Annotated in this window: 21 protein-coding genes and 1 pseudogene; 4 read left to right on the top strand and 18 right to left on the bottom strand. The window is 67.2% G+C overall.

Features of this window, described 5'->3' with window-relative positions; all coding sequences use genetic code 11:
* Positions 1-32 precede the first annotated feature (32 nt).
* Positions 33-1,520 carry an O-antigen polymerase gene (locus ACYVKX_RS20560; RefSeq protein WP_460835551.1) on the top strand — a complete coding sequence of 496 codons (1,488 nt, stop codon included), beginning with the start codon at positions 33-35 and terminating at the stop codon, positions 1,518-1,520.
* Here ACYVKX_RS20560 and ACYVKX_RS20555 read toward each other — a convergent pair.
* The 14 genes from ACYVKX_RS20555 to cysD all read right to left on the bottom strand — a co-directional run bounded on the left by ACYVKX_RS20555 (position 1,404) and on the right by cysD (position 15,737).
* Entirely contained in the window at positions 1,404-2,303 is a 900-nt protein-coding gene (locus tag ACYVKX_RS20555) for a glycosyltransferase family 2 protein (RefSeq protein WP_460835550.1), read from the bottom strand. The genes ACYVKX_RS20560 and ACYVKX_RS20555 overlap by 117 nt on opposite strands.
* On the bottom strand, positions 2,300-3,421 hold the full coding sequence (wecB, locus tag ACYVKX_RS20550) for a non-hydrolyzing UDP-N-acetylglucosamine 2-epimerase (RefSeq protein WP_460835590.1): 1,122 nt from the start codon (positions 3,419-3,421) through the stop codon (positions 2,300-2,302). The genes ACYVKX_RS20555 and wecB overlap by 4 nt, the downstream gene beginning before the upstream one ends.
* A 5-nt stretch (positions 3,422-3,426) precedes the next feature.
* On the bottom strand, positions 3,427-4,524 hold the full coding sequence (locus ACYVKX_RS20545; RefSeq protein ID WP_460835549.1) for a polysaccharide biosynthesis C-terminal domain-containing protein: 1,098 nt from the start codon (positions 4,522-4,524) through the stop codon (positions 3,427-3,429).
* Positions 4,521-5,603, bottom strand: coding sequence for a polysaccharide biosynthesis protein (locus ACYVKX_RS20540; protein WP_460835548.1), 1,083 nt, complete (start codon positions 5,601-5,603; stop codon positions 4,521-4,523). The genes ACYVKX_RS20545 and ACYVKX_RS20540 overlap by 4 nt, the downstream gene beginning before the upstream one ends.
* Before the next feature lie 3 nt (positions 5,604-5,606).
* A complete protein-coding gene (locus ACYVKX_RS20535; protein ID WP_460835547.1) occupies positions 5,607-6,851 on the bottom strand; it encodes a glycosyltransferase family 4 protein in 1,245 nt (414 codons plus the stop codon).
* A 32-nt stretch (positions 6,852-6,883) separates the two neighbouring features.
* Entirely contained in the window at positions 6,884-7,327 is a 444-nt protein-coding gene (locus tag ACYVKX_RS20530) for a GNAT family N-acetyltransferase (RefSeq protein ID WP_460835546.1), read from the bottom strand.
* Between the two features lie 127 nt (positions 7,328-7,454).
* Positions 7,455-8,039, bottom strand: a complete 585-nt coding sequence (locus ACYVKX_RS20525) for an acyltransferase (RefSeq protein ID WP_460835545.1) — start codon at positions 8,037-8,039, stop codon at positions 7,455-7,457.
* Positions 8,036-9,283 carry a lipopolysaccharide biosynthesis protein gene (locus tag ACYVKX_RS20520; RefSeq protein ID WP_460835544.1) on the bottom strand — a complete coding sequence of 416 codons (1,248 nt, stop codon included), beginning with the start codon at positions 9,281-9,283 and terminating at the stop codon, positions 8,036-8,038. The genes ACYVKX_RS20525 and ACYVKX_RS20520 overlap by 4 nt, the downstream gene beginning before the upstream one ends.
* Positions 9,284-9,410: 127 nt before the next feature.
* Entirely contained in the window at positions 9,411-10,709 is a 1,299-nt protein-coding gene (locus tag ACYVKX_RS20515) for a nucleotide sugar dehydrogenase (protein ID WP_460835543.1), read from the bottom strand.
* Between the two features lie 15 nt (positions 10,710-10,724).
* Positions 10,725-11,720, bottom strand: coding sequence for a Gfo/Idh/MocA family oxidoreductase (locus ACYVKX_RS20510; protein WP_460835542.1), 996 nt, complete (start codon positions 11,718-11,720; stop codon positions 10,725-10,727).
* 1 nt (position 11,721) lies between these two features.
* Positions 11,722-12,810 carry a DegT/DnrJ/EryC1/StrS family aminotransferase gene (locus ACYVKX_RS20505; RefSeq protein WP_460835541.1) on the bottom strand — a complete coding sequence of 363 codons (1,089 nt, stop codon included), beginning with the start codon at positions 12,808-12,810 and terminating at the stop codon, positions 11,722-11,724.
* Positions 12,811-12,814: 4 nt separating this feature from the next.
* Entirely contained in the window at positions 12,815-13,411 is a 597-nt protein-coding gene (locus tag ACYVKX_RS20500; protein ID WP_460835540.1) for an acyltransferase, read from the bottom strand.
* Positions 13,412-13,512: 101 nt separating this feature from the next.
* The gene (locus tag ACYVKX_RS20495) at positions 13,513-14,763 is read right to left on the bottom strand and encodes a sulfate adenylyltransferase subunit 1 (RefSeq protein WP_460835589.1); all 1,251 of its coding nucleotides are present in this window, start codon (positions 14,761-14,763) and stop codon (positions 13,513-13,515) included.
* Between the two features lie 59 nt (positions 14,764-14,822).
* Positions 14,823-15,737 carry a sulfate adenylyltransferase subunit CysD gene (cysD, locus tag ACYVKX_RS20490; RefSeq protein ID WP_460835539.1) on the bottom strand — a complete coding sequence of 305 codons (915 nt, stop codon included), beginning with the start codon at positions 15,735-15,737 and terminating at the stop codon, positions 14,823-14,825.
* A gap of 176 nt (positions 15,738-15,913) precedes the next feature.
* Here cysD and ACYVKX_RS20485 point away from each other — a divergent pair, with 176 nt between their 5' ends.
* Entirely contained in the window at positions 15,914-16,159 is a 246-nt protein-coding gene (locus ACYVKX_RS20485; protein ID WP_460835538.1) for a type II toxin-antitoxin system Phd/YefM family antitoxin, read from the top strand.
* Positions 16,156-16,596 carry a PIN domain-containing protein gene (locus tag ACYVKX_RS20480; protein ID WP_460835537.1) on the top strand — a complete coding sequence of 147 codons (441 nt, stop codon included), beginning with the start codon at positions 16,156-16,158 and terminating at the stop codon, positions 16,594-16,596. Before ACYVKX_RS20485 ends, ACYVKX_RS20480 begins: the two co-directional genes overlap by 4 nt.
* 27 nt (positions 16,597-16,623) lie before the next feature.
* Here the strand turns inward: ACYVKX_RS20480 and ACYVKX_RS20475 are convergent, their stop codons facing one another.
* Positions 16,624-17,622, bottom strand: coding sequence for a sulfite exporter TauE/SafE family protein (locus ACYVKX_RS20475; RefSeq protein WP_460835536.1), 999 nt, complete (start codon positions 17,620-17,622; stop codon positions 16,624-16,626).
* The gene (gene cysC / locus ACYVKX_RS20470; protein ID WP_460835588.1) at positions 17,610-19,505 is read right to left on the bottom strand and encodes an adenylyl-sulfate kinase; all 1,896 of its coding nucleotides are present in this window, start codon (positions 19,503-19,505) and stop codon (positions 17,610-17,612) included. Before cysC ends, ACYVKX_RS20475 begins: the two co-directional genes overlap by 13 nt.
* Positions 19,506-19,552: 47 nt before the next feature.
* On the opposite strand from cysC, the pseudogene ACYVKX_RS20465 reads away from it, so the two are divergent.
* Positions 19,553-19,684: pseudogene (locus ACYVKX_RS20465) on the top strand (asparaginase); the annotation flags it as partial.
* A 36-nt stretch (positions 19,685-19,720) separates the two neighbouring features.
* On the opposite strand, the gene ACYVKX_RS20460 reads toward ACYVKX_RS20465, so the two are convergent.
* Positions 19,721-20,125: a type II toxin-antitoxin system VapC family toxin gene (locus ACYVKX_RS20460; protein WP_460835535.1), complete on the bottom strand. Its 405-nt coding sequence runs from the start codon at positions 20,123-20,125 to the stop codon at positions 19,721-19,723.
* A complete protein-coding gene (locus ACYVKX_RS20455; protein WP_460835534.1) occupies positions 20,122-20,349 on the bottom strand; it encodes a FitA-like ribbon-helix-helix domain-containing protein in 228 nt (75 codons plus the stop codon). Before ACYVKX_RS20455 ends, ACYVKX_RS20460 begins: the two co-directional genes overlap by 4 nt.
* Positions 20,350-20,379 lie beyond the last annotated feature (30 nt).

Genomic DNA, 20,379 nt, shown 5'->3' with positions numbered 1-20,379 from the left:
TCTGGCTCGTGCGCCAAGAAGGCGCGGACTCGGTGACTTGGCTCCTGATCCCCTTAGCGGCCTGCTTCCTGGCCTTCTACATGCTGGTCCTCCCGCAGGTAGGAAGGCTCACCGCAGTCGGGCTGTTCGCCATCCTGCAGTTCGTGATGGCTGCAGGCACGCTACCGATTCTTGATCCGACGTACGACACGGATCGCGTATATGGGTGGATCGTCTTCGGGACGCTGATGGCTTTCATGGCGGCGACCACGCTGATCGTGTGGGGCGTCACCCTGTCCTCGACGCGGGTGACCGATCATGAGCCGCCCCTCATTCGACGCCCCACTGCGGGCTTCTGGCTCGTACTCGCAGTATCGGTGGCGGTCGCGGGCCTCTACTTCCAACAGATTGGATACAGCGCGCTGCTCCAGGGGATCGGCGGTCAACTGTCTGGCCAACGGGTCGATGTGACCACTCTGCGACTCGAGTCCTACAGCGGTGAGCGATATCTCTTCCCTGGATACGTCAATCAGTTCAAGAATGCCCTCTTTCCCGCGCTCGTCGTACTCCTGCTGACCTACTGGAACCACGTGGGGCTTCTCCAGCGACGTGCGCTCGTGTGGGCCCCCTTGGTCGTGATCGCCGCGTTCGCGCTTCTCGGCACCGGTCAGCGAGGAGCATTCGTCCTGTTCGGGGCGACGACGGTCGTCTACCTCTACCTCCTCAACGGACGGATGCCTCGGCGGGTCCCCATCTTGACCCTCATCGGGATCGGCCTGCTCATGATCTCGACCATCGCCCTCGGGCGCGGTCCCGAGCTGCAAACCGCCCAAGGACCGCTCGACAAGGGCGCGATCGCATTGGCCCAGCTGAGCGACCGCGTCACTGCCGGGAACCAGATCTCGGGTGTCATCGGCTTCCGCTTCATCTACGACTACATGCCGATCGCGAACGGCTCTGAGTGGGTCGCCTCGATGACCGCCGTGCTGCCCGGCCGGAACGGCAGCGACTTGGCAAGTCAGATCTTCGCGTTTGAGTACGGCTCGACCCGCGGCACGATGCCGCCGTCGGTATGGGGCTCCATCTACCTGAACTTCAGTTGGTACGGCATCTTCCTCGGTCCGTTGATCTTGGCGGTGGTGCTCGTGTACGTGAGCAGGATCGGGACCAGACTTCCGCAACGTGACTCCATGGAGCTCATGGGGATCGCTGGCGTGTTCACCCTGCTCGGCTTCTGGGTCGCCGACAGCCCGATCTTTCTCCTCAACAACGGCCTCGCCGTCTATGTGGCGTTCTGGTTCGCGGGTGGGATGGCGAGGCGCCGCGAGCGAGATCGGGTGACAGCGCCCTTGCGCCGCCCTCCATGGGAAGTTCCTCCGCCCGGCAGCCTGGAGCGGGACGGGCGCGCACCTGATCGCTCTACGTCAGCGCGAGCTTCGACCGGAGAACACCCGGAAGAGCCGGTTGCGCAACCAGAACAGCCGAGGCGATGCCATCGACGCGAAGGCCAAGCGGTCGGCGACCGGAGCATCTCTACATGACAGGAGTCGTGCTACCTGGCCTCGGCGCCTGAGCTCCTCCAACCTCACCCGCATCCGCAGATCCGCTGTGGTCTGCTCGTCGAGGTCGAACCGAGGTTCGGAGAGGAGGGCCTCCCAAGCGCGATGGCGTGCGGCAATCGCATCGGACATCTCCTGGAAGGGTCTGGACCGTGGATTCGAGTTGCCCGAATGAATTCGGTAGTTGAGGACGACCGCATCGGACAGGCGCACCTCCGACGCGAGCGCCTCGGCGGCTCGACCCAGCCACAGGTCCTCGGATATCAACGTTGGGTTGATGGGAAATACGCGTTCCGCCAGGTGCCGAGTCAGCGCGGTGGTCCCACCGGACCGATTCGACACCCCCTTCTTCCGAGGCAAGATCAGGCCGTCTCGCGAGGCCTCGGTTGACATGGTCCGCAGTTTGAAGAAGGAGACCACCGCCTGCGAGCTTGCGTCGACGTCCCGCATCGCACGAACACGTGCCCGGAGGCTGTCGCGTGGCAGGGTGTCGTCGCCCGCAAGAAGGATGATGACCTCACCAGAAGCAGCCCGGAACGCCTCGTTGAACGCGCCTACCTTCCCTCGCTTGAGGTTCGGCCCGACCACCTTGATGCGGTCGTCCGCGATGGCGGCGCGTTGAAGGATCGAGTACGTGGCATCTGTGGATCCATCTGAGACGAACAGGACTTCCCAGTCCTGATGATCTTGATTGCGGACGCTGTCGATCATCTCCTGAAGATGCTGTTCCTCGTTGAACACGGCAGACAGGATCGAGACCTTCATGACGTCCCGACGCGTATGCCGGCCCACGAGTGATGACGCGTGGCCGTCGAGAGGATGTATCGCACGACGCGGCTACTCGTGTCATCAATCTCGTAGCCCGCGGGCATGGCCGGCTGGCTCGATCGATCGCCCATGACGAGACTCACGGCTCGTTCGACGTCGTCCGGAGACAATCCCGTCATCATGATGGTGCCGGTCTCCAGCGCCTCTGGTCGTTCGATGGCGTCGCGCAGCGTGACTGCCGGGAAGCCGAGGAGAGCCGACTCCTCGGCAATGGTTCCGGAATCGGACAGCACGCACGCTGAATGCAGCTGCAGACAGTTGTAGTCGTGGAAGCCGAACGGGTCGAGCCAGCGGATCCCGGACATGGACGGGCTCGCGAGGGATCCCAGAGCGTCGAGCCGCTTGCGCGTACGGGGGTGAGTGGAAACCACCACGGGTAGGTCGTAGACATCACGGATCCGGACCAAGCAGGACAGGAGGGCCCGCAGTCGCTCGGGGTCGTCGACGTTTTCTTCTCGGTGGGCACTGACCAGGAAGTATCGCCCGGGCTCGAGACCGAGTTCATCCACCGCGTTCGAGGCCTCGATGCGATCGCGATAGTGACCGAGCACCTCCCGCATCGGCGACCCCGTGAGGATGACCCTTCGCGGATGCAAGCCCTCCGCCAACAGATTCCGGCGGGCATGCTCGGTGTACGCGAGGTTGAAATCCGCGACGTGATCGACCAAGCGCCTGTTGGTCTCCTCTGGCACGTTCTCATCGAAGCATCGGTTGCCGGCCTCCATGTGATAGGTCGGGATCCGCAGGCGCTTGGCCATGATCGTCGCGATGCAGGAGTTCGTGTCTCCCAAGACCAAGAAGGCGTCCGGGCGCTCGGCCAGGAGGACCGGCTCGATCCCCGAGAGGATGGTTCCGAGCGCTGAGCCCAGACTGCTCGTGTCGGCAGCGAGGTTGTGATCGGGCGGCCTCAGGTCGAGATCGTCGAAGAAGACCTCGTTCAGGGAGTGGTCGTAGTTCTGTCCGGTGTGCACGAGGACGTGTTCGACGGTCCGGTCGAGCTTGTGGATGACTCGTGACAGTCGGATGACCTCGGGCCTGGTGCCGACTACCGTCATGACCTTCACGTCAGCTCCTCAACACGCAGCGGGTACTGATCCGGATCGCCAGAGGCGAGGAGATGGTCGGTCCAGAAGGCCGTCAGGAGGGGTCGGCTGCCTACGTTGCGGATGTGGTGAGTCCACATGGTCGGCATGTCCACGAAGCAGGGCTCCCGGCCAGAGACGCGGAAGCGTTCGACCTGGTCGCCGTACAGCCGACGGAGAGCTATCTCGGCGTCTCCGTCCAAGACCATGAATCGCTCGAACTTGTGAAGGTGGTAGTGGTCTCCCCGGGTTTGCCCGGGTTCTGTCGAGGATGCAAAGGCTTGGCTCGTTCCGCCGTGGGACCGCGCCATCTCCACGAGCATCCCCCGCTGGTCACTGTGCCTTTCGGGAAACATCGGGAAGGCCCGCGGAAAGAGGTAGGAGCGGTAGGTGTTGAACAGACTTCGCGAAAGCCGCCTCGACAGGTCCGGGATCTCGCCTCGGAGAGAGTACTGATCATGGAACTGCTGGATGAGAGCGAGTACTGCGGTGATCGCGATTGCTTCGCCGGGTGGTTCGACATCGCCGTTGACGCGATTCTCGCCGCCGGCGACCAGCGCCTCCGCTGCGTCCTGGGCATGCAGGACCGGTAGCACGCGGTCATTCGAGACTTGGGGCCGTTCTCCGGACACGACCTGGTTGCAGAATGTGGCGACGTACGAGTTGTAGTTGGGCCGCCCGTGCTCGCCGAACAGGTTGGGGAGGAAGACATTCGTCATGGTCGGCGCGCGAGTGGACAGAACGTCCGCCGCGGCCGCCTTCCCGCGGCCGTAAGGAGTATCGCCACGTGCGTGAACCGAGTTGGCGTAGACCAGGTGAACCCCGTCGGGCAAGACGTCGATGAGGGTCCGCGCGGCTTCGATGTTGCCCTGCTCGACGTCTGCGTCGAGTGGCGCTCGGTTGATCCCCGCAAGGTGATAGACGACGTCGACGTCCTTGATCTTTCGCGCGAGCGCTCGCGGGTCGTCGAAGTCATGGCGTCCTACCGGGACAGCCTCGATTCCCCTCGTCGCTGCGAGACGGCAGCGGAGGTGCCAGCCGAGGAATCCGCGAGCACCTGTCACCGCCGCTCTCATGACTCGGAACCAGCCGCCGCGGGCACGTCGACGCCCGCTCGCCGCAACTCTGCACGGACGGCCGGGAGCCCCCACAGAACAGCTTTCACCTCGGGCTTGGTGAGCCGGGTGGTGTTATGTGAGGTGTAGTCGGACTGCTGAGTCTGCACCTCGGAACTGCCATCGAAGAAGAGCTCATATTCCAGGGAACGAGCGTCGAGTGGGACTCGGAAGTAGTCGCCCAGCTCCTGAGCCTGCAGCACCTCTTCGCGGGAGAGGAGCGTTTCGTAGAGCTTTTCGCCATGCCGCGTCCCCAGGACCCGGATCTCGGCATCGTATTTGCCGCAGACCTCCGCGACTGCGTGTGCGAGGTCCAAGATGGTGGTGGCCGGTGCCTTCCTCACGAAGAGGTCGCCGGGCGTCGCATGTGCGAAGGCGTGCTCCACGAGTTGGACGGACTCCTCCAACGACATGATGAAGCGAGTCATGTCGGGCTGGGTCACGGTGAGAGGCTGACCCGAGAGCGCTTGATGCATGAACACCGGGATCACCGACCCGCGGGACATCATGACGTTGCCGTAGCGGGTAACCGAGACGGTCGTGCGTGACCGGGGGTTGTTTCGTGCATGTGCCATGGCGACCTTCTCCATGAGGGCCTTCGACAGTCCCATGGCGTTGATCGGGTAGACGGCCTTGTCGGTGCTGAGGCAGACGACCGACTGCACGCCTGAGCGTTCTGCGGCAGTGATCACGTTCTCGCTGCCCTGCACGTTGGTCTGTACCGCTTGAAGTGGAAAGAACTCACAGCTCGGAACCTGCTTTAGCGCTGCAGCGTGGAAGACGTAGTTCACGTCCCTCATCGCGTCGACGACGCTGTCCCTGTCTCGCACGTCGCCGAGATAGAACCTGAGCCGCGAATCGCCGAGTTGTCGTCGCATCTGATCCTGCTTCGCCTCGTCGCGACTGAGGACACGCACCCGCTCGACGGAGGTGGAGCCAAGTAGGCGGCGCACCATCGTGGTGCCGAACGAGCCCGTTCCGCCAGTGACGAGGACGGTTCCCGAAAAGGTCGGCGAGCTTGGCTCGACGGAGGTGGTCAAGGTCTATCCTCTTTCGACGGCCTTGGCGAGAAGGGCACTCAGGCGACGCGAGCCGACCCGCATCGACATCGTCTCATGGTAGTAGGCCCGGCCCCTCGCACCCATAGCAGCGCGCTCGCTGGCACCGGCGCGTCGGATGGTCATGAGCGCGTCGACTATGCCCTGCGGGTCTCCAGGGTGAGCGGAGGTACCGCAGCGCGATTCCTCGACGACTTGTGCCACGTCCCCCGCGGCGACCGCGAGGATGGGGTGCCCAGCCGCCATGATGCTGGGCACCTTGCTCGGCATCGTCACCGAGAAGATGGGCCGGTCGGCGAGAGCCACCACCTGCGCGTCGGCTGCACGCATGAGCCCCCACATGGACTCTCGAGGTTGTGGCTGGACGAAGTGGACCCGCTCAGGCGCCACTCGAGCAGCAAGCTCCTCAAGCTTCGGCTTCTCGACACCGTCGCCGATCATGACCAGATGGCAACGCTCGGAAAGCGCGACACGCCCGACCGCCTCGATCACAGCGGACAGCGACTGCGCTCCGCCATGGTTCCCGGCATACATCAAGATGAAGTCCTCATTGCTGAGTCCCCAACGAGTGCGCCAGTCCGGCGCATCTCGATCGGCTTCCTGAGGCACGTCCTCGACCCAGTTGTAGATCAGCGACAGTTTCGCTGGCTGGACGCCTCGAGAGATGAGCAGGTCGATCATGCCGGGGGAGATGACCGCGATGTCCCGAGCGTGTCGGTACGTGAGATCTACGAAACGATGAAGTGCCCATTCGATGGGTCGACGGACTCGCCCGTTCAGGAAGCCGGAGGAGAACACTGAGTCCGGCCATACGTCCTCCACGAGTAGCAGGTATTGAGTGCCGAAGAGCGCCCGGGTGATGAGGGCAGGCACTGTCGCGGTGGCGGGCGAGGAGTACACCAACACGACGTCTCTCGAGCGAAGGTGCCGGACGTAAAAGAGGGATGCTGCTCCTGCCCAGGAGAGGTAGTTGAGGGCGCGACCGATGACGTGCTCATCGTGGCTCGGGTACAGGGGGGCCCGACGAACGGTCATGCCGTCGACCTTGTCAACCCGCGGACGCCAGGCCCGGTAGCCCTCGACCACCCGCCCGCTCGGATAGTTCGGGATGCCCGTCACCACGTCTACGTCGAACCCCGCCCGCTGCAGAGCGCCGGCGATCCACCACGGTTGCAGCGCGGGTTCCGGCGGGAACCACTGCACGACGAGAGTCACCCTTGTCTTCGCCATGGCTCCTAGGTCACCTCGGGTTCGATCGGGACTCAGTCATTCGTCGTCCGTTGCGCCAGGACATACGACCCGAGTTCGCTGCGGCCAAGCCTGGGAACCTTGCGCCCGCGTCCCACACATTCGAACCCGTTCTTCTGGGCAACGCCGACGGATGCGCGGTTGTGTGCCTCCGTGACATACCAGTAGCGACCGCTGCACGGCGTGGACTGGAGGATCATCGTCAGCATCGTGCTTGCCAAGCCCAGCCCTCGCATCTCGGGCGCTGTCCACACCGCGCCGATCATCAAGTCGTCCTGCGACATGAACGGGAATCGGAAGTCTCGCCGATGAACGACCGATCGGTGCTGGGCAACGCCCGCCGGGGTCACGAACAGGTTCACCGTCGCACCCCTGTAGAGAATGTGCTGCGCGGCGCCGGCTCGGAGCAGTCGCGGCGGGTGGCTCCAGTTGCGAGCCGCATAGGTCGGAAAGGTCATGTGGCGCAGGTCCGGCGTGAGAGGGGCGGGCTGCCCAGCGGGCACCTCGCCGAGTGCGAAGAAGAGACAGGCGTCAGTCAAGACAGCTCCGCAGGCGTGCACATGTAGGACCCTCGCGTGAGGTCGGTCAACGGTCTTCTGCTTCGACTGCCAAGGACTCGTCTGCCTCGGGGAGCGACTGCCCGGGCAGCTGGTTGTACTCACCGGGATACTGGCGCTCGAGAAACTCTCGGGTGGTGTTGATGATCGTTGCTGGATTGCCAATCGCGATCGAATGGGGCGGCACCTCACCTCTGACCACGGCTCCGGCACCGATGACCGCTCCCTCGCCGACGGTTGATCCCGGCAGCAGTATGGCCCCCAGGCCGATGAACGCATGGGGCCCAACCACCACAGCTGCCTTCTTGCCCACCGGCCAAGCCGGTACGCCGCCGAGACCGCGCAGAGCCGTGAACGGGGACCAGTCATGGGTGAGAATCCGTACGCCCGAAGAGATGTTGCAGCCTTCTGACAGCGTGATCAGCCGGTAGCCGTCGGTGCCGTCGAACCACGCATCGGAGGCGACGTAGGTGGGTTCGCCCGCGAAATTAAGGCCTTGGCGTGCATAGAAGCGCACGGAAAGGTTCGATCCAGTGCGAGGGTGGAACTTCCCTAGAGCGCGAGCGCTGGCCATCCAGAATGCTTTGCGAAGCTTCTTCGCGAGCTGGTTCACTGTGTCATCTCTCCTCTGCGAGCGGGTCGACGCGCCACGATCAGGGTGTACAGGACGAGCCCCCATAAGGTCACGTAGGCGACGGTAGAGGCAATGGCTAGGACCCGGACTGCTTCCACGGCCGAGCCGCCAATGAGGATGGACGCTCCGACGCATCCCACCGTCAGGACCAGGCGGGAGGCGTCCCACGCCAGCTGCAGGCCCTGCCTGCCCTTGATCGCAAGCGTCTGCGACACCGGCGCGACGATGAGCTGGACGGCCATCGGAATGGCAAGCAAGCGTGTGTAGTGACCGCTGGTTTCCCAAGCGTCGCCGAAGACCCAGCTGAACGCGCTGGGGGCCACGATGACGAGCGCCGTTGCCGTCAGGAGACCGAACAGCGCCAACCAGCGCGTCGCGGTCAGGAAGAGTCGCAGCTCGGAGCCGTCGTTGTCTCGGTGCGCCTGGCCCAGCTCTCCTAGGTACACCTGCGCGATCGCCTGTCCTAGCAGTGCGACCGGCATTGCGAGGACCAGCAGCGTGAGGCCCAGCCACCCTGCAACGATCGGGCCGAACGTCGCCGCGATGAGAAGGAAGGGCGCCTGGAGTCCGAGGGCATTGAGGACGGCCGATGGTCCCAAGATGAGTGGGAACCGCCTGAAGCGGATGGCGATGCGTCGCATCGGCTCGCGGGCGCCCGGTGCGCGGGTGAGGATCTGCGACGGTCTCAGCAGCGCGACTGAGGCCGCGATGTTGCCGACGACGGCTCCGAGTACCAGCGTGCCGGTACTCGCGTTGACCAGGCCGGCGCCGACCTGGACCAGCGCCTGCACTCCGGACCGCATGAAGTTGCGTCGTCCGACCGCGGAGTACATTCGCCGACGGATGGCCAGCTGGTTGAGCACGAGATGAGTACCCTGGAGAGAAGCGAGAAAGGGCGCTAAGAGCAGCCAGTTGCCAGCCTGTCCGATGTCCGACGACTGGGGCAGGCTCTGGACAACGGCCGCGAGCCCGAGGGTCAGCACGACCCAGGTCGCGAGGCACGAGAGCAGGCCCAGACGCGCAATCGTCAGGGCCTCCGACCGGTTGATCGGCACTGGAATCGCCAGTTCCCAGCGCAAGGTTGCGATCGGGACAGCTACTGCAGCGCTTGCCGTGACGATGGTGAAGGTGCCAAGTTGCTCGGGTGTATAGACCCTCGTGAGGACTGGCGCGCATACCGCACTGATGAGTTGGGCACCGGCCGTTCCCGCGATGATGGACAATGCGCCTCGCGCGCCAGCCGGCAGCTCCCTCTTGAGCCTCGGAAGCACGCTTGATCCGGGCGTCACGTTCTTGTCCTCACCTGAGGGGTGCGCCCGCCGCCGGTTCCGAACACACGCTGAGTCCCGTTCAGATCTGTTCCCCCACGCCGAGGACGACCAGCCGCGTCGAAGAGTATCGAGAACGGTCGAGGACTCCTCGCCCGTCCACTAGGACGCGGCAGCCCGGGAGGTCAGCATCTGACAGATCCTGGTACTCGGCATGGTCGGTGTGGAGAATTGCTGCATCGACCGGAGTTCCCATCTGGTGGGTTGGAAGACCAAGTTCGTCGAGCTCCTGCGGACTGTAGAGAGGATCGTGCACCCTTGGTTCAGCGCCTCGGCGGCGCAGCTCCGCGACCAGCGAGAAGACACCGCTGAAGGCCGACTCCTTGACGCCACCCCGATACGCGGCCCCGAGTACGGCTACACGGATGCCAGTCAGACCGCCGAGGGCGGACTCGAGACGCGTCACTCCGTGGCCAGGCATTGCCTGGTTGGCTTCACGGGCAACTCGGACGATCGTCGCTTCCGGATGCGTGCTCATATACAGCTGCGGATAGATCGGAATGCAATGCCCGCCTACGGAAATCCCCGGATTGTGGATGTGTGAATAGGGCTGAGAGTTCGCGGCGGTGATGACTTTTCGGATGTCGACGCCAATGCCTTCTGCGAATATCGCGAACTGGTTCGCGAGCCCGATGTTGACGTCGCGGTACGTCGTCTCGGCCAACTTCGCCAACTCGGCCGCTTCGGCGGTCCCCAGATCCCAGACGCCGTTGTCGCGAGTCAAGTCCGGGCGCTGATCGAATTCCAGGACCTGCCGATAGAAGTGTGCAGCGAGACCGGCACCGGCGGAGGACAGTCCACCGATCAACTTCGGATACTTCCGGAGATCGGCGAACACCCGGCCGGTGAGAACTCGCTCCGGGGAGAACGCGACGTGGAAGTCCGCTCCCTCCGTCAGGCCGCTACCTTGCTCAAGCAGGGGTTTCCACCGCGTCCGCGTAGTGCCGACCGGGAGCGTGGTCTCGTAGATCACGAGAGTGTCCTCGGTGAGGTTGGCGGCGATCTCCCTAGTAGCGGAGTCCATCCACCCGAAGTCAGGTGCTCCGGTGTCGTCGACGAACAGTGGGACGACCACCACGACGACGTCGGCCTCGGGCACGGCCGTCGCATAGTCAGTAGTTGCCGTGAGCGTTCCGGTAGGCACCAACTCCGCCAGCCGCTCGGCAAGAAAGGCTTCGCCCGGGAAGGGTTCCCTGGCGGAGTTGACGGTCTCGACTGTGACAGGGTTGATATCGACTCCTGTCACCTGATGACCACGGCTGGCGAATTGGGCTGCGAGGGGGAGACCGATCTTGCCCAAGCCGATGACTGCGATCTTCACGCGATAGATCCTTGTTCAGTCGATGATGATGTCGATGGTCCGCCGCTCGCGTGCAGACCGAATGGCCGAATCTGCGACTTCGACCGTCTTCATGCCTTCTCGCATGGTGACGATCTCGGCCTCCAGGCCGAGGACGGCATCGCGAAAATTCTCGTGCTGGACGCGCAGCGGCTCGGGCTTGGGGATGGCGAAGCGGGTGCTGTTGCCTTCGGCGACCCCGCGAAACGTCGACACCTGCTCCCACTCCGTCGTGACGAGTCCGTTCTCGTGGAATGTGAGATCACCATGGAGGGTGTCCGCGACGTACGCGCCTCGCTCGCCGGTCACCACGGTGCATCTCTCCTTGAGCGGAGAGAGCCAGTTAACGAGATGGTTCGCGACGGTACCGTCAGCCATCTGCGCGGTGATGGAGATTAAGTCTTCGTGAGGTCGGCCGCTCTTGTGTGCCGTGTGAGCCGACACCCGGGCATAGGGTGATTGGATCACCCATGCCGTCAGGTCGATATCGTGAGTCGCGAGATCCTTCACCACACCGACATCGGCGATCCGGTTCGGGAATGGTCCTTGACGGCGGGTCGCGACCTGGTAGATCTCGCCCAGTTCGCCGGCTTCGAGCCTGGTGCGGAGTGCGCGCAGGGCCGGGTTGAATCGCTCGATGTGGCCGACCGCGTTGGCGAGACCCGCGCCCTCGAACGCCTCGACCACTTGACGTGACTCCTCTGCGTCGGTGGCCAGTGGCTTCTCGATCAACGTCGGAACGCCCGCCGCGGCGAGCTCGAGCCCGGCGTCAAGGTGGTAGACCGTCGGCGTCGCGACCACCGCGAGGTCGATCCCGACGTCGATCATCTCCGCGACGGTCGGGACGACCTTGGCCCCTCCGGCCATCCCGTGCTTGTCGCCCGCCGGATCGGCCACCGCCACCAGCGTGACACCGTCGAGGGAGTTGAGGACGCGCGCGTGGTTGCGCCCCATCATGCCGATGCCGACCAGGCCGGCGCGAAGCTGTGTCATCTCAGGCTCCTGCCGCCGCGAGCTTGTTGACCGCCGCGACGATTCTCTCGAGATCGTCCGTCGACAGAGAAGGGTGCACTGGGAGCGACAGGCACTCCTGCGCCGCTCGCTCGGTGGCCGGTAGGTCGACGGACGACCGGAACGGCGCGAGCCGGTGGTTCGGGATCGGATAGAACATGCCCGATCCGACGGCATACTGCTCGCGCAAGGCAGCAGACAGACCGTCGCGGTCGTGCGGGACGCGGACCGTGTACTGGTGGTAGACGTGGACGGCGCCGTCGGCGACCGGCGGCGTGGTCACGCCCTCGAGGTTCGCGTCGAGGAACGCGGCGTTCTCCTGACGGCGCTCGGTCCAGACGTCGACCTTCGTCAACTGCACCCGACCGATAGCGGCGTGGATGTCGGTCATCCGATTGTTGAAGCCGACGACCTCGTTCTCGTACTGACGCTGCATCCCCTGGTTCCGGTAGAGGCGCACCAGACGCTCGATCTCGTCGTTGGCGACCGAGACCATGCCGCCTTCGCCGGAGGTCATGTTCTTGGTGGGGTAGAGCGAGAACATCGCGAACCTGCCGAAAGCGCCGACCGGGACGCCGCCGAGGCTGGCACCGTGAGCCTGGGCCGCGTCCTCGAAGACCTGGAGGCCGTGCTCGTCGGCGATGACCTGCAACGCCGGCATGTCGGCGGGGTGGCCGTAGAGATGCACCGGCATGATCGCCGCGGTCCTGTCGGTGACGGAAGCGGCGACGCTGGCCGGGTCGAGGCAGAACGTCGCCGGATCGATGTCGGCGAAGACGGGCGTCGCTCCCGTGAGTGCGACGGAGTTCGCGGTCGCCGCGAACGTGAAGGACGGGACGATCACCTCGTCGCCCGGGCCGATCCCGGCCGCCAGAAGTCCGAGATGGAGCCCAGACGTACCGGAGTTGACCGCGACACACGCCCTGTCGAGGCCGAAGTGCCCGGCGAACTCGTCCTCGAACGCGGCGACCTCGGGTCCCTGCGCGAGCATGCCACTGCGAAGCACGCGGTCGACCGCGGCTCGTTCCTCCTCGCCGATGATGGGTCGGGCCGGGGGGATGAAGTCGTCCATGTGCTCAGTTCTTCGCAGGGGACAGGCGACCGTCATTCTCGACGAAGCGAGCCCCGGTCGCAGGACAGATCCATGAATTCTCGCCGTCCGGCTCGAGACGGCGCCCAGCATGCCCCACCCATCCGACCTGCCGGGCCGGCACGCCGGCCACCAGGGCGTAGGCAGGCACGTCCTTGGTGACGACCGCTCCCGCGGCGACGGTCGCCCAAGCGCCCACTGTTACGGGGGCGACGCACACGGCGCGCGCACCGATCGCGGCCCCGGTCTCGACGGTGACTCCGACCGCCTCCCAGTCGGTGGCCGACTTCGGGCTCCCGTCGCCGTTCACTGCCCGCGGGTAGGTGTCGTTGGTGAGCACCGCAGCCGGACCGATGAAGACTCCGTCGGCGAGATCGGCTGGCTCGTAGACCAGTGCGTAGTTCTGGATCTTGCAGTTGTCGCCGGTGCGGACACCGGTGCCGACGTAGGCGCCACGCCCCACCACGCAGTTCGCGCCGATCACTGCCCGCTCCCGGACCTGTGCCAAGTGCCAGATCGAGGAGCCGGCGCCGATCACGGCGCTCTCGTCCACGTCAGCGCTGTCGACGATTCGCACAGTCACCGCACCATGACCCCGTTCCGGGACGACATGACCATCTGTCGCAGCATGCCCTACCTGCTCCGGCGGCGCCGAGTCGGGGTCTTGGATGGGGAGACGGCTGCTCAGGTGCCGCTGTTGATCATGCCCGCGCCGACGGTAACACCGGTCGCCTCGTCGATGAGGATGAAGGAGCCGGTGGTGCGGTTCTTGGAGTAAGGGTCGCACAGCAGCGGGACGGTGGTGCGGAGCTGGACGCGGCCGATCTCGTTGAGGCCGAGCTCCTTGGTCTCCTGGTCGCGGTGCAGGGTGTTGACATCGAGGCGGTACTGGATGTCCTTGACCAGGGTGCGCGCCGTACGCGTGGTGTGCTTGATGGCGAGCTTCTGGCGGGGGCGCAGCGGCTCGTTGGTCATCCAGCAGATCATCGCGTCGATGTCCTGGGAGGGCTTCGGGGCGTTGGCGGGGCGGGCGATCATGTCGCCGCGGGAGACGTCGACGTCGTCGGCGAGGCGGACGGTGACCGACATCGGCGGGAACGCCTCGCCGATCTCCTGGTCGAAGAGGTCGATGCCGGCGATCGTCGACGTCATGCCGGAGGGGAGGACGACGACCTCGTCGCCCGGCTTGAGTACGCCGCCGGCGACCTGGCCGCCGTACCCGCGGTAGTCGTGGTGCTCGTCGGACTTGGGGCGCACGACGTACTGCACCGGGAAGCGGACGTCGACCAGGTCGCGGTCGGAGGCGACGTGGACGTGCTCGAGGTGGTGCATGAGGGTCGGGCCGGAGTACCACGGCATCCGCTCGGAGCGGGTGACCACGTTGTCGCCCTGGAGCGCCGAGATCGGGATGACCTCGAGGTCGGGGATGTTCAGCTTGGTCGCGAACTGGGTGAACTCTGCGTGGATCCGCTCGTAGGTCTCCTCGGAGAAGTCCACGAGGTCCATCTTGTTGACGGCGAGCACCAGGTGCGGGACGCGGAGCAGGGAGAGGATCACCGCGTGCCGGCGGGACTGCTCGGTCAGGCCCTGGCGGGCGTCGACGAGGACCAGGCCGAGGTCGGCGGTGGAGGCGCCGGTGACCATGTTGCGGGTGTACTGCACGTGGCCCGGGGTGTCGGCGATGATGAACTTGCGGGTCGGCGTCGCGAAGTAGCGGTACGCCACGTCGATGGTGATGCCCTGCTCGCGCTCGGAGCGGAGGCCGTCGGTGAGCAGCGCCAGGTCGGTGTAGTCGTAGCCCTTGGACTGGCTGGTCGCCTCGACCGCCTCGAGCTGGTCCTCGAAGATCGACTTGGAGTCCAGCAGCAGCCGGCCGATCAGGGTCGACTTGCCGTCGTCGACGGAGCCGGCGGTGGCGAAGCGCAGCAGGTCCATGTCGCGGATCTCCTGCGCGACCTGCGCCTGCGTCAGATTCGGGGAGGTGGGGTCGCTCATCAGAAGTAGCCTTCCTTCTTCCGGTCCTCCATGGCCGCCTCGGAGAACCGGTCGTCGCCGCGGGTCGCGCCGCGCTCGGTGACGCGGGCGACGGCGATCTCGTCGATGATCTTGTCGATGGTGTCCGCCTCGGACTCCACGCAGCCGGTGAGGGTCAGGTCGCCGACGGTGCGGAAGCGGACGGTGCGCTCCTGCACGGTCTCGCCGCCGCGGGTGGGGTTGAACTCCGACTCGGTCAGCAGCATGCCGTCGCGCTCGAAGACCCGGCGCCGGTGGGAGAAGTAGATGGAGGGGATCTCGATGCCCTCGCGGCCGATGTAGTGCCAGATGTCCAGCTCGGTCCAGTTCGAGATCGGGAAGATCCGCATGTGCTCGCCCTCGTGGAGGCGGCCGTTGTAGAGGCTCCACAGCTCCGGGCGCTGGTTCTTCGGGTCCCACTGGCCGAACTCGTCGCGGTGGGAGTAGACGCGCTCCTTGGCGCGGGCCTTCTCCTCGTCGCGCCGGCCGCCACCGAACGCCGCCGTGAACCCGCCCTCCTCCAGCGCGTCGAGCAGGGTGCCGATCTGCAGCCGGTTGCGGCTGGTCTTGCCGTCGTCGACCACCACGCCGTTCGCGATCGCCTCCTCGACGCTCGCCACGATCAGCCGCGCGCCGAGCCGGCTGACCCAGTTGTCGCGGCAGGCCAGCACCTCGGGGAAGTCGTAGCCGGTGTCGACCTGGAGCACCGGGAACGGGATCTTCGCGGGGTAGAACGCCTTCTCCGCCAGCCGCATCATCACGATCGAGTCCTTGCCGCCCGAGAACATCAGCACGGGCTTCTCGAACTCGGCGGCGACCTCGCGGAAGATGTGGATCGACTCCGCCTCCAGCTGGTCGAGCTGGCTCAGCCGGTAGTCGGCGTGGGTTTGGGTCATGGCTGACAGGGGGCCTCTCGTCGGGACAGCAGCCGTCATGGTAGCCGTGGCAGGACGGGGGAGGCGAAGCGCCGCCGAAGTGGAGTGGCTCGGGTCACTGCGGCCGGCCACCGCGGCTGCCAGGGGGCGACGACGTCGTCGGATCAGAGTGGTGTCACCGGTGATACCATCGCGTCGTGAGCACTCAACCATCGGTGTCCGTTCGGGACCTGCGTCATCGCGGTGGACAGGTCCTGAGCGAGGTCGCCCGAGGCATGACCGTCGTCGTGACCAAGGACGGCGAGCCGGTCGCGGAGCTGCGTCCGGTCCCACGACGAGGACCGACAGCCACCGAGCTGGTCGCCCGCCGCGCGGCACTGCCTCGGATGGACCCCGACGACCTGCGTGCCGACGTCGACGCCGCCGTGGACATGTCGCTGTGAACGACACGAACGACTCCGGCGCTGCTGGCGCGGAGCGCGGGCTGATCGACACGAACGTGGTCGTCCTACTACCGGACTTGGATCCGAGCACGTTGCCCGAGGAGCCCCTGATCAGTGCCGTCACCATCGCGGAGCTGTCCGTCGGACCGCTGGTGGCCGATGACCCGGAGGTCCGGGCGGCGCGGCAGGCGCACCTGCAGCAGGCCGAGGCCGACTTCGCGGCCATCGGCTTCGACGCCGCAGCCGCGCGAGCCTTCGGCCGGGTGGCGGCAGATCTGCGAGCCGCCGGTCGGAAGCCGGCCGCTCGTGCCTTCGACGCGCTGATCGCGGCCACCGCGGTGGCGCACGACCTGCCGTTGTTCACGGTGAATCCTGCAGACTTCGCCGGGGTCAAGGACTTGCGCGTGGTACCCGTCGCTCACCCGCACGCCACGTAGGGACCCCTGACCTCTGGCCCGAGGGCCTCAGGCGCCAGGGGGGCGGCCTCTCGGGTCGGCGACGGCGTCGAGCTCGGCGACGGTCGGGGCGCCGAACATCGGCAGGCCCTGCTCCTTGCGGAGGACGCCCCAGACGAGCGGCACCAAGACGAGCGTCGCGACGCCGATGCCGGCGACCAGCATCGGGTAGGTGCGGTCCGCGCCGAGCACCGACCAGCCGGACTTGTCGAGCAGCGCGACGCCGGACATGGTCAGCACCACGACGATGCCGCGGCGGATGATCGACTGCGGCACCCGCGGGGCGATCCGGCTGCCGAGGATGGTGCCGGGCAGCGAGCCGAGCACGAGCGGGATCAGCAGCGACCAGTCCAGGCCGTTGATGACGATGTTGGAGATCGCGGCGGCGAGCACCAGCGGCACCGCCTGCACCAGGTCGGTGCCGACCAGCTTCACGGCCGAGAGGCCGGGGTAGAGCATGAGCAGCGCGATCATGATGACCGAGCCGGAGCCGACGCTGGTGATGCCGACCAGCAGGCCGCCCAGGGCGCCGACCAGCAGCGTCGGGACCGGCCGGATCGGCGGGTTCGGGTCGGCGTCCGGGGCGCCGCCGCGCACCCGGCGCAGGTTGATGTAGAGGCGCAGGGCGTACGTCGACGCGGCGAAGAGCAGCGCGAAGCCGATGCACATCAGCAGCAGCTTCTCCAGCGACGCCGGCTCGTCGCCGGCGATCCGGTGGATGATCCACGGCCCCAGCAGCGCCATCGGCACCGAGCCGACGATCAGCCACTTGGCCAGGGCGAAGTTCGGGGAGCCGTGGCGGGCGTGCACGGCCGCGCCGCCGGTCTTGTAGATCGCGGCCGCCGTGAGGTCGGCGGTCACGACCGCCGCCGCCTCGCCGACGCCGAGGAAGATCAGTGCGGGCGTCATCAGCGCGCCCCCGCCCATCCCGGTCAGCCCCACCACCACGCCGACGAGGAAGCCGGCGGCCAGGATCGCGAAGAACGTCGTCGTGATCAGGTCGCCCATGACGCGTCCTCCCTCGAGCCGGTCAGGGCGGGTACGACGACGCGCAGCAGCTCCTCGAGCGCGGCGGCGGTCCGCTCGGCCGCCTCCGGCCCCAGCCCGTAAGGGTCCGGGACGTCGAGCGACCGGTCCGCCGGCCCGCGGCGCTCGGCGACCGCGTCGAGCAGCTCCCGGCCGGTCGGGCCGTCGCCGAGCGCGCGCACCGACTCCGCGAACTGGCCCAGCGTGAAGACCCGGCGGAACGTCGCCGGGTGGTCGTCCAGGATGAACTGGCGATGCGCGGTCTCGGCGGTGAGCACCAGGTCGGCGTTCGGCATCAGGGCGCTGGAGAACGCGCGGCTGCGGAACCCGCCCGCCCCGGGCACCCCGCGGGCGGCCAGGGTCGCGGCCATCTCCGGCGACATCGGCTCGGCGGCGTGCCCCCGGGTGCCGGCGCTGCCGAACGTGGCGCGGGCATGCGGGCCGGCCAGGTGGCGGGAGAGCAGCTCCATGAACGGGGAGCGGCAGATGTTGGCGGTGCAGACGTAGAGGACGCGGATCGGCGCCTCGGCCGTGGGCGAGAGGATGTCGAGGCCGGCGTCCTCGGGGGTCTCGACGCGCTCGCTGGCGCTCGCTGCTCGACCACCGGGGGTGGGGTGGTTTCGAGACGGTTGCTGCGCAACCTCCTCAACCACCGGGTCGCTGCTCGTGAGGTCGAGGTAGCCGGCGTCGCGGAGCGCGGCGAGGACGTCGTCGAGCGCGTCCTCGATGGTGCGGCCGGTGGTGTCGACGCGGACGTCGGCGTCCTGGGGCTCCTCGTAGGGGGAGGAGATGCCGGTGAACTCGGGGATCTCGCCGCGGCGGGCCCTGGCGTAGAGCCCCTTGCGGTCGCGGCGCTCGCACTCCTCCAGGGGCGTGGCGACGTGGACCAGGAAGAACGCGCCACCGGCGTCCTCGACCATCGCCCGGACCTGCCGGCGGGTCTCGTCGAAGGGCGCGATCGGGCTGCAGACCGCCACGCCGCCGTGCCGGGCGATCTCCGCGGCGACCCAGCCGATCCGGCGGATGTTCGTCTCCCGGTCCTCCTTGGAGAAGGTGAGGCCGGCGGAGAGGTTCCGGCGTACGACGTCGCCGTCGAGGCTGGTGAGCGAGCGGGTGCCGCGCTCGAGCAGTCGGTCCATGAGCGCGCGGGCGAGGGTGGACTTGCCGCTGCCGGACAGCCCGGAGAAGAACAGCACGAGCCCCTGCTCGGCCGGGGCCGGGCGGTCGCGGGCGACGATGTCGGCGATCTCGGCGGGGTGGGCGCCGGCCGGGTCGTCGGTGACGCCCACGACCGGGTCGTCGCCGGCGTAGTTGGCCACCACCTGGACGCCGAGGTCGTGGTCGACGTCCGGGTCGCCGTGCGCGGCCAGCGGGATCGCGACCACCGCGGCGTCGGGCAGCCGCGCGGCCGCGGCGATGGTGGCCCGGATCAGGGCGACGGGGGAGAGCTCGGGGGTGCCGTGGCCGACCAGCGGCAGGAGTACGGCGGGGCCGACGGTCGCCAGCGCCGCCAGCTGCGGCGCCGTCAGCGCGTCGACGAGCGGGACGAACGTGCGCCCGGCGTACCGCCTCCGCGTCTCGGTGGGCGTCAGGTAGTGGCCGCGGAACGGGCCGTACTGCGCGTGCGCGAGCGGCTCGATGGTGCCGCCGGGGAGGTCGACCTGCGCCAGCGGGAGGCCCTCGGGGTCGACGAGCTCGACCGCGCCCGCGGCGGCGGCGCGCTCGGCGACGTCGGCCGGGAGCTCGAGCGTCACCGGGCTGCCCGGCTCGTCGAAGGCGACGGTCGGCGCGAGCGCGCCGGTGACCAGCAGCTCGAGGTCGTCGAGCTCGCGCGGCGTCGGGCAGTGCTGGGGGACGGGGGGCATCGGCACGGGCCTAATGCTGCCATCCTAGTCAAGTTACTCTGCAAGGCATGCCGAAGCCCGTGGTCGTCGCCGAGCTGGTCCGGTCGGGGTTCGTGGAGGGCCGCCACCACGGGTCGGTGGTCGCGCTCGACGCCGACGGGTCGGTCGCGTGGTCCGTCGGGTCCGTGGCCGAGCCGATCCTGCCGCGCTCGTGCAGCAAGCCGCTCCAGGCGCGGTCATCGAGTCGCCGTGACCACGTCGACCACTGCGCGCAGTCCCGGCGCTCGGGCGATGCGGGCGTCGGTCGTGACGAGCGTCGCGTCGAGTACCTCGGCGAGGGCGACGTAGACCGCGTCGTACGGCGTCAGGTTGTCTCGCAGCTCCCAGGCGCGAGGGAGCAGCGGAGTCGGATCGTGAAGGTCGATGTCGGACGCGGTCAGGTCGGTGAGCGCGAGTGACGCCCGCTCGGGTGTGGTGTGCCCTGCCCTGACGAGGCCCCGTAGGGCGGCTGCCACCTCGACGCCGATCAGGGACGGCGCGTGCACGGTGACATCAGGCTCGTCGAAGCGGTCCGCCACGGACGCTGCCGCGTCGCGCACGAGGAGCCACTCGACGGCCGCGGACGCGTTCAGGACGATCACGAGGCGCTTCGGGCTTCGTCGACCAACTCGGCGGAGGAGGGGCCGGAGCGAACCGGCTCACGGGACGCCACCCGCTCGAGGAGCTCCCGGCGAGTCGGCCGGTCGAGGGACCGACGGAGCTCGGCGAGGGCCAGCTCGGACAGCGAGATGCCCTCGAGCGCCGCGCGCGCCTTGAGGCGCCGATGGACGTCCTCGGGCACGTTGCGGATCTGGATCATCGTCATGTCTCGACCGTAGGCTGCATGTGCAAGTGA

It is taken from the genome of Nocardioides hungaricus (genome assembly GCF_054782915.1).
Note: the sequence above shows the minus strand (reverse complement) of the source record. Positions and strands in the feature narration are given on the sequence as shown.

Bases quoted from the DNA above. Each gene is read 5' to 3' on its own strand.
- ACYVKX_RS20555 (WP_460835550.1), bottom strand. From the start codon at position 2,303: ATGAAGGTCTCGATCCTGTCTGCCGTGTTCAACGAGGAACAGCATCTT.
- wecB (WP_460835590.1), bottom strand. From the start codon at position 3,421: ATGACGGTAGTCGGCACCAGGCCCGAGGTCATCCGACTGTCACGAGTC.
- ACYVKX_RS20545 (WP_460835549.1), bottom strand. From the start codon at position 4,524: ATGAGAGCGGCGGTGACAGGTGCTCGCGGATTCCTCGGCTGGCACCTC.
- ACYVKX_RS20535 (WP_460835547.1), bottom strand. From the start codon at position 6,851: ATGGCGAAGACAAGGGTGACTCTCGTCGTGCAGTGGTTCCCGCCGGAA.
- ACYVKX_RS20530 (WP_460835546.1), bottom strand. From the start codon at position 7,327: ATGACCTTTCCGACCTATGCGGCTCGCAACTGGAGCCACCCGCCGCGA.
- ACYVKX_RS20510 (WP_460835542.1), bottom strand. From the start codon at position 11,720: ATGACACAGCTTCGCGCCGGCCTGGTCGGCATCGGCATGATGGGGCGC.
- ACYVKX_RS20505 (WP_460835541.1), bottom strand. From the start codon at position 12,810: ATGGACGACTTCATCCCCCCGGCCCGACCCATCATCGGCGAGGAGGAA.
- ACYVKX_RS20495 (WP_460835589.1), bottom strand. From the start codon at position 14,763: ATGGACCTGCTGCGCTTCGCCACCGCCGGCTCCGTCGACGACGGCAAG.
- cysD (WP_460835539.1), bottom strand. From the start codon at position 15,737: ATGACCCAAACCCACGCCGACTACCGGCTGAGCCAGCTCGACCAGCTG.
- ACYVKX_RS20475 (WP_460835536.1), bottom strand. From the start codon at position 17,622: ATGGGCGACCTGATCACGACGACGTTCTTCGCGATCCTGGCCGCCGGC.
- cysC (WP_460835588.1), bottom strand. From the start codon at position 19,505: ATGCCCCCCGTCCCCCAGCACTGCCCGACGCCGCGCGAGCTCGACGAC.
- ACYVKX_RS20455 (WP_460835534.1), bottom strand. From the start codon at position 20,349: ATGACGATGATCCAGATCCGCAACGTGCCCGAGGACGTCCATCGGCGC.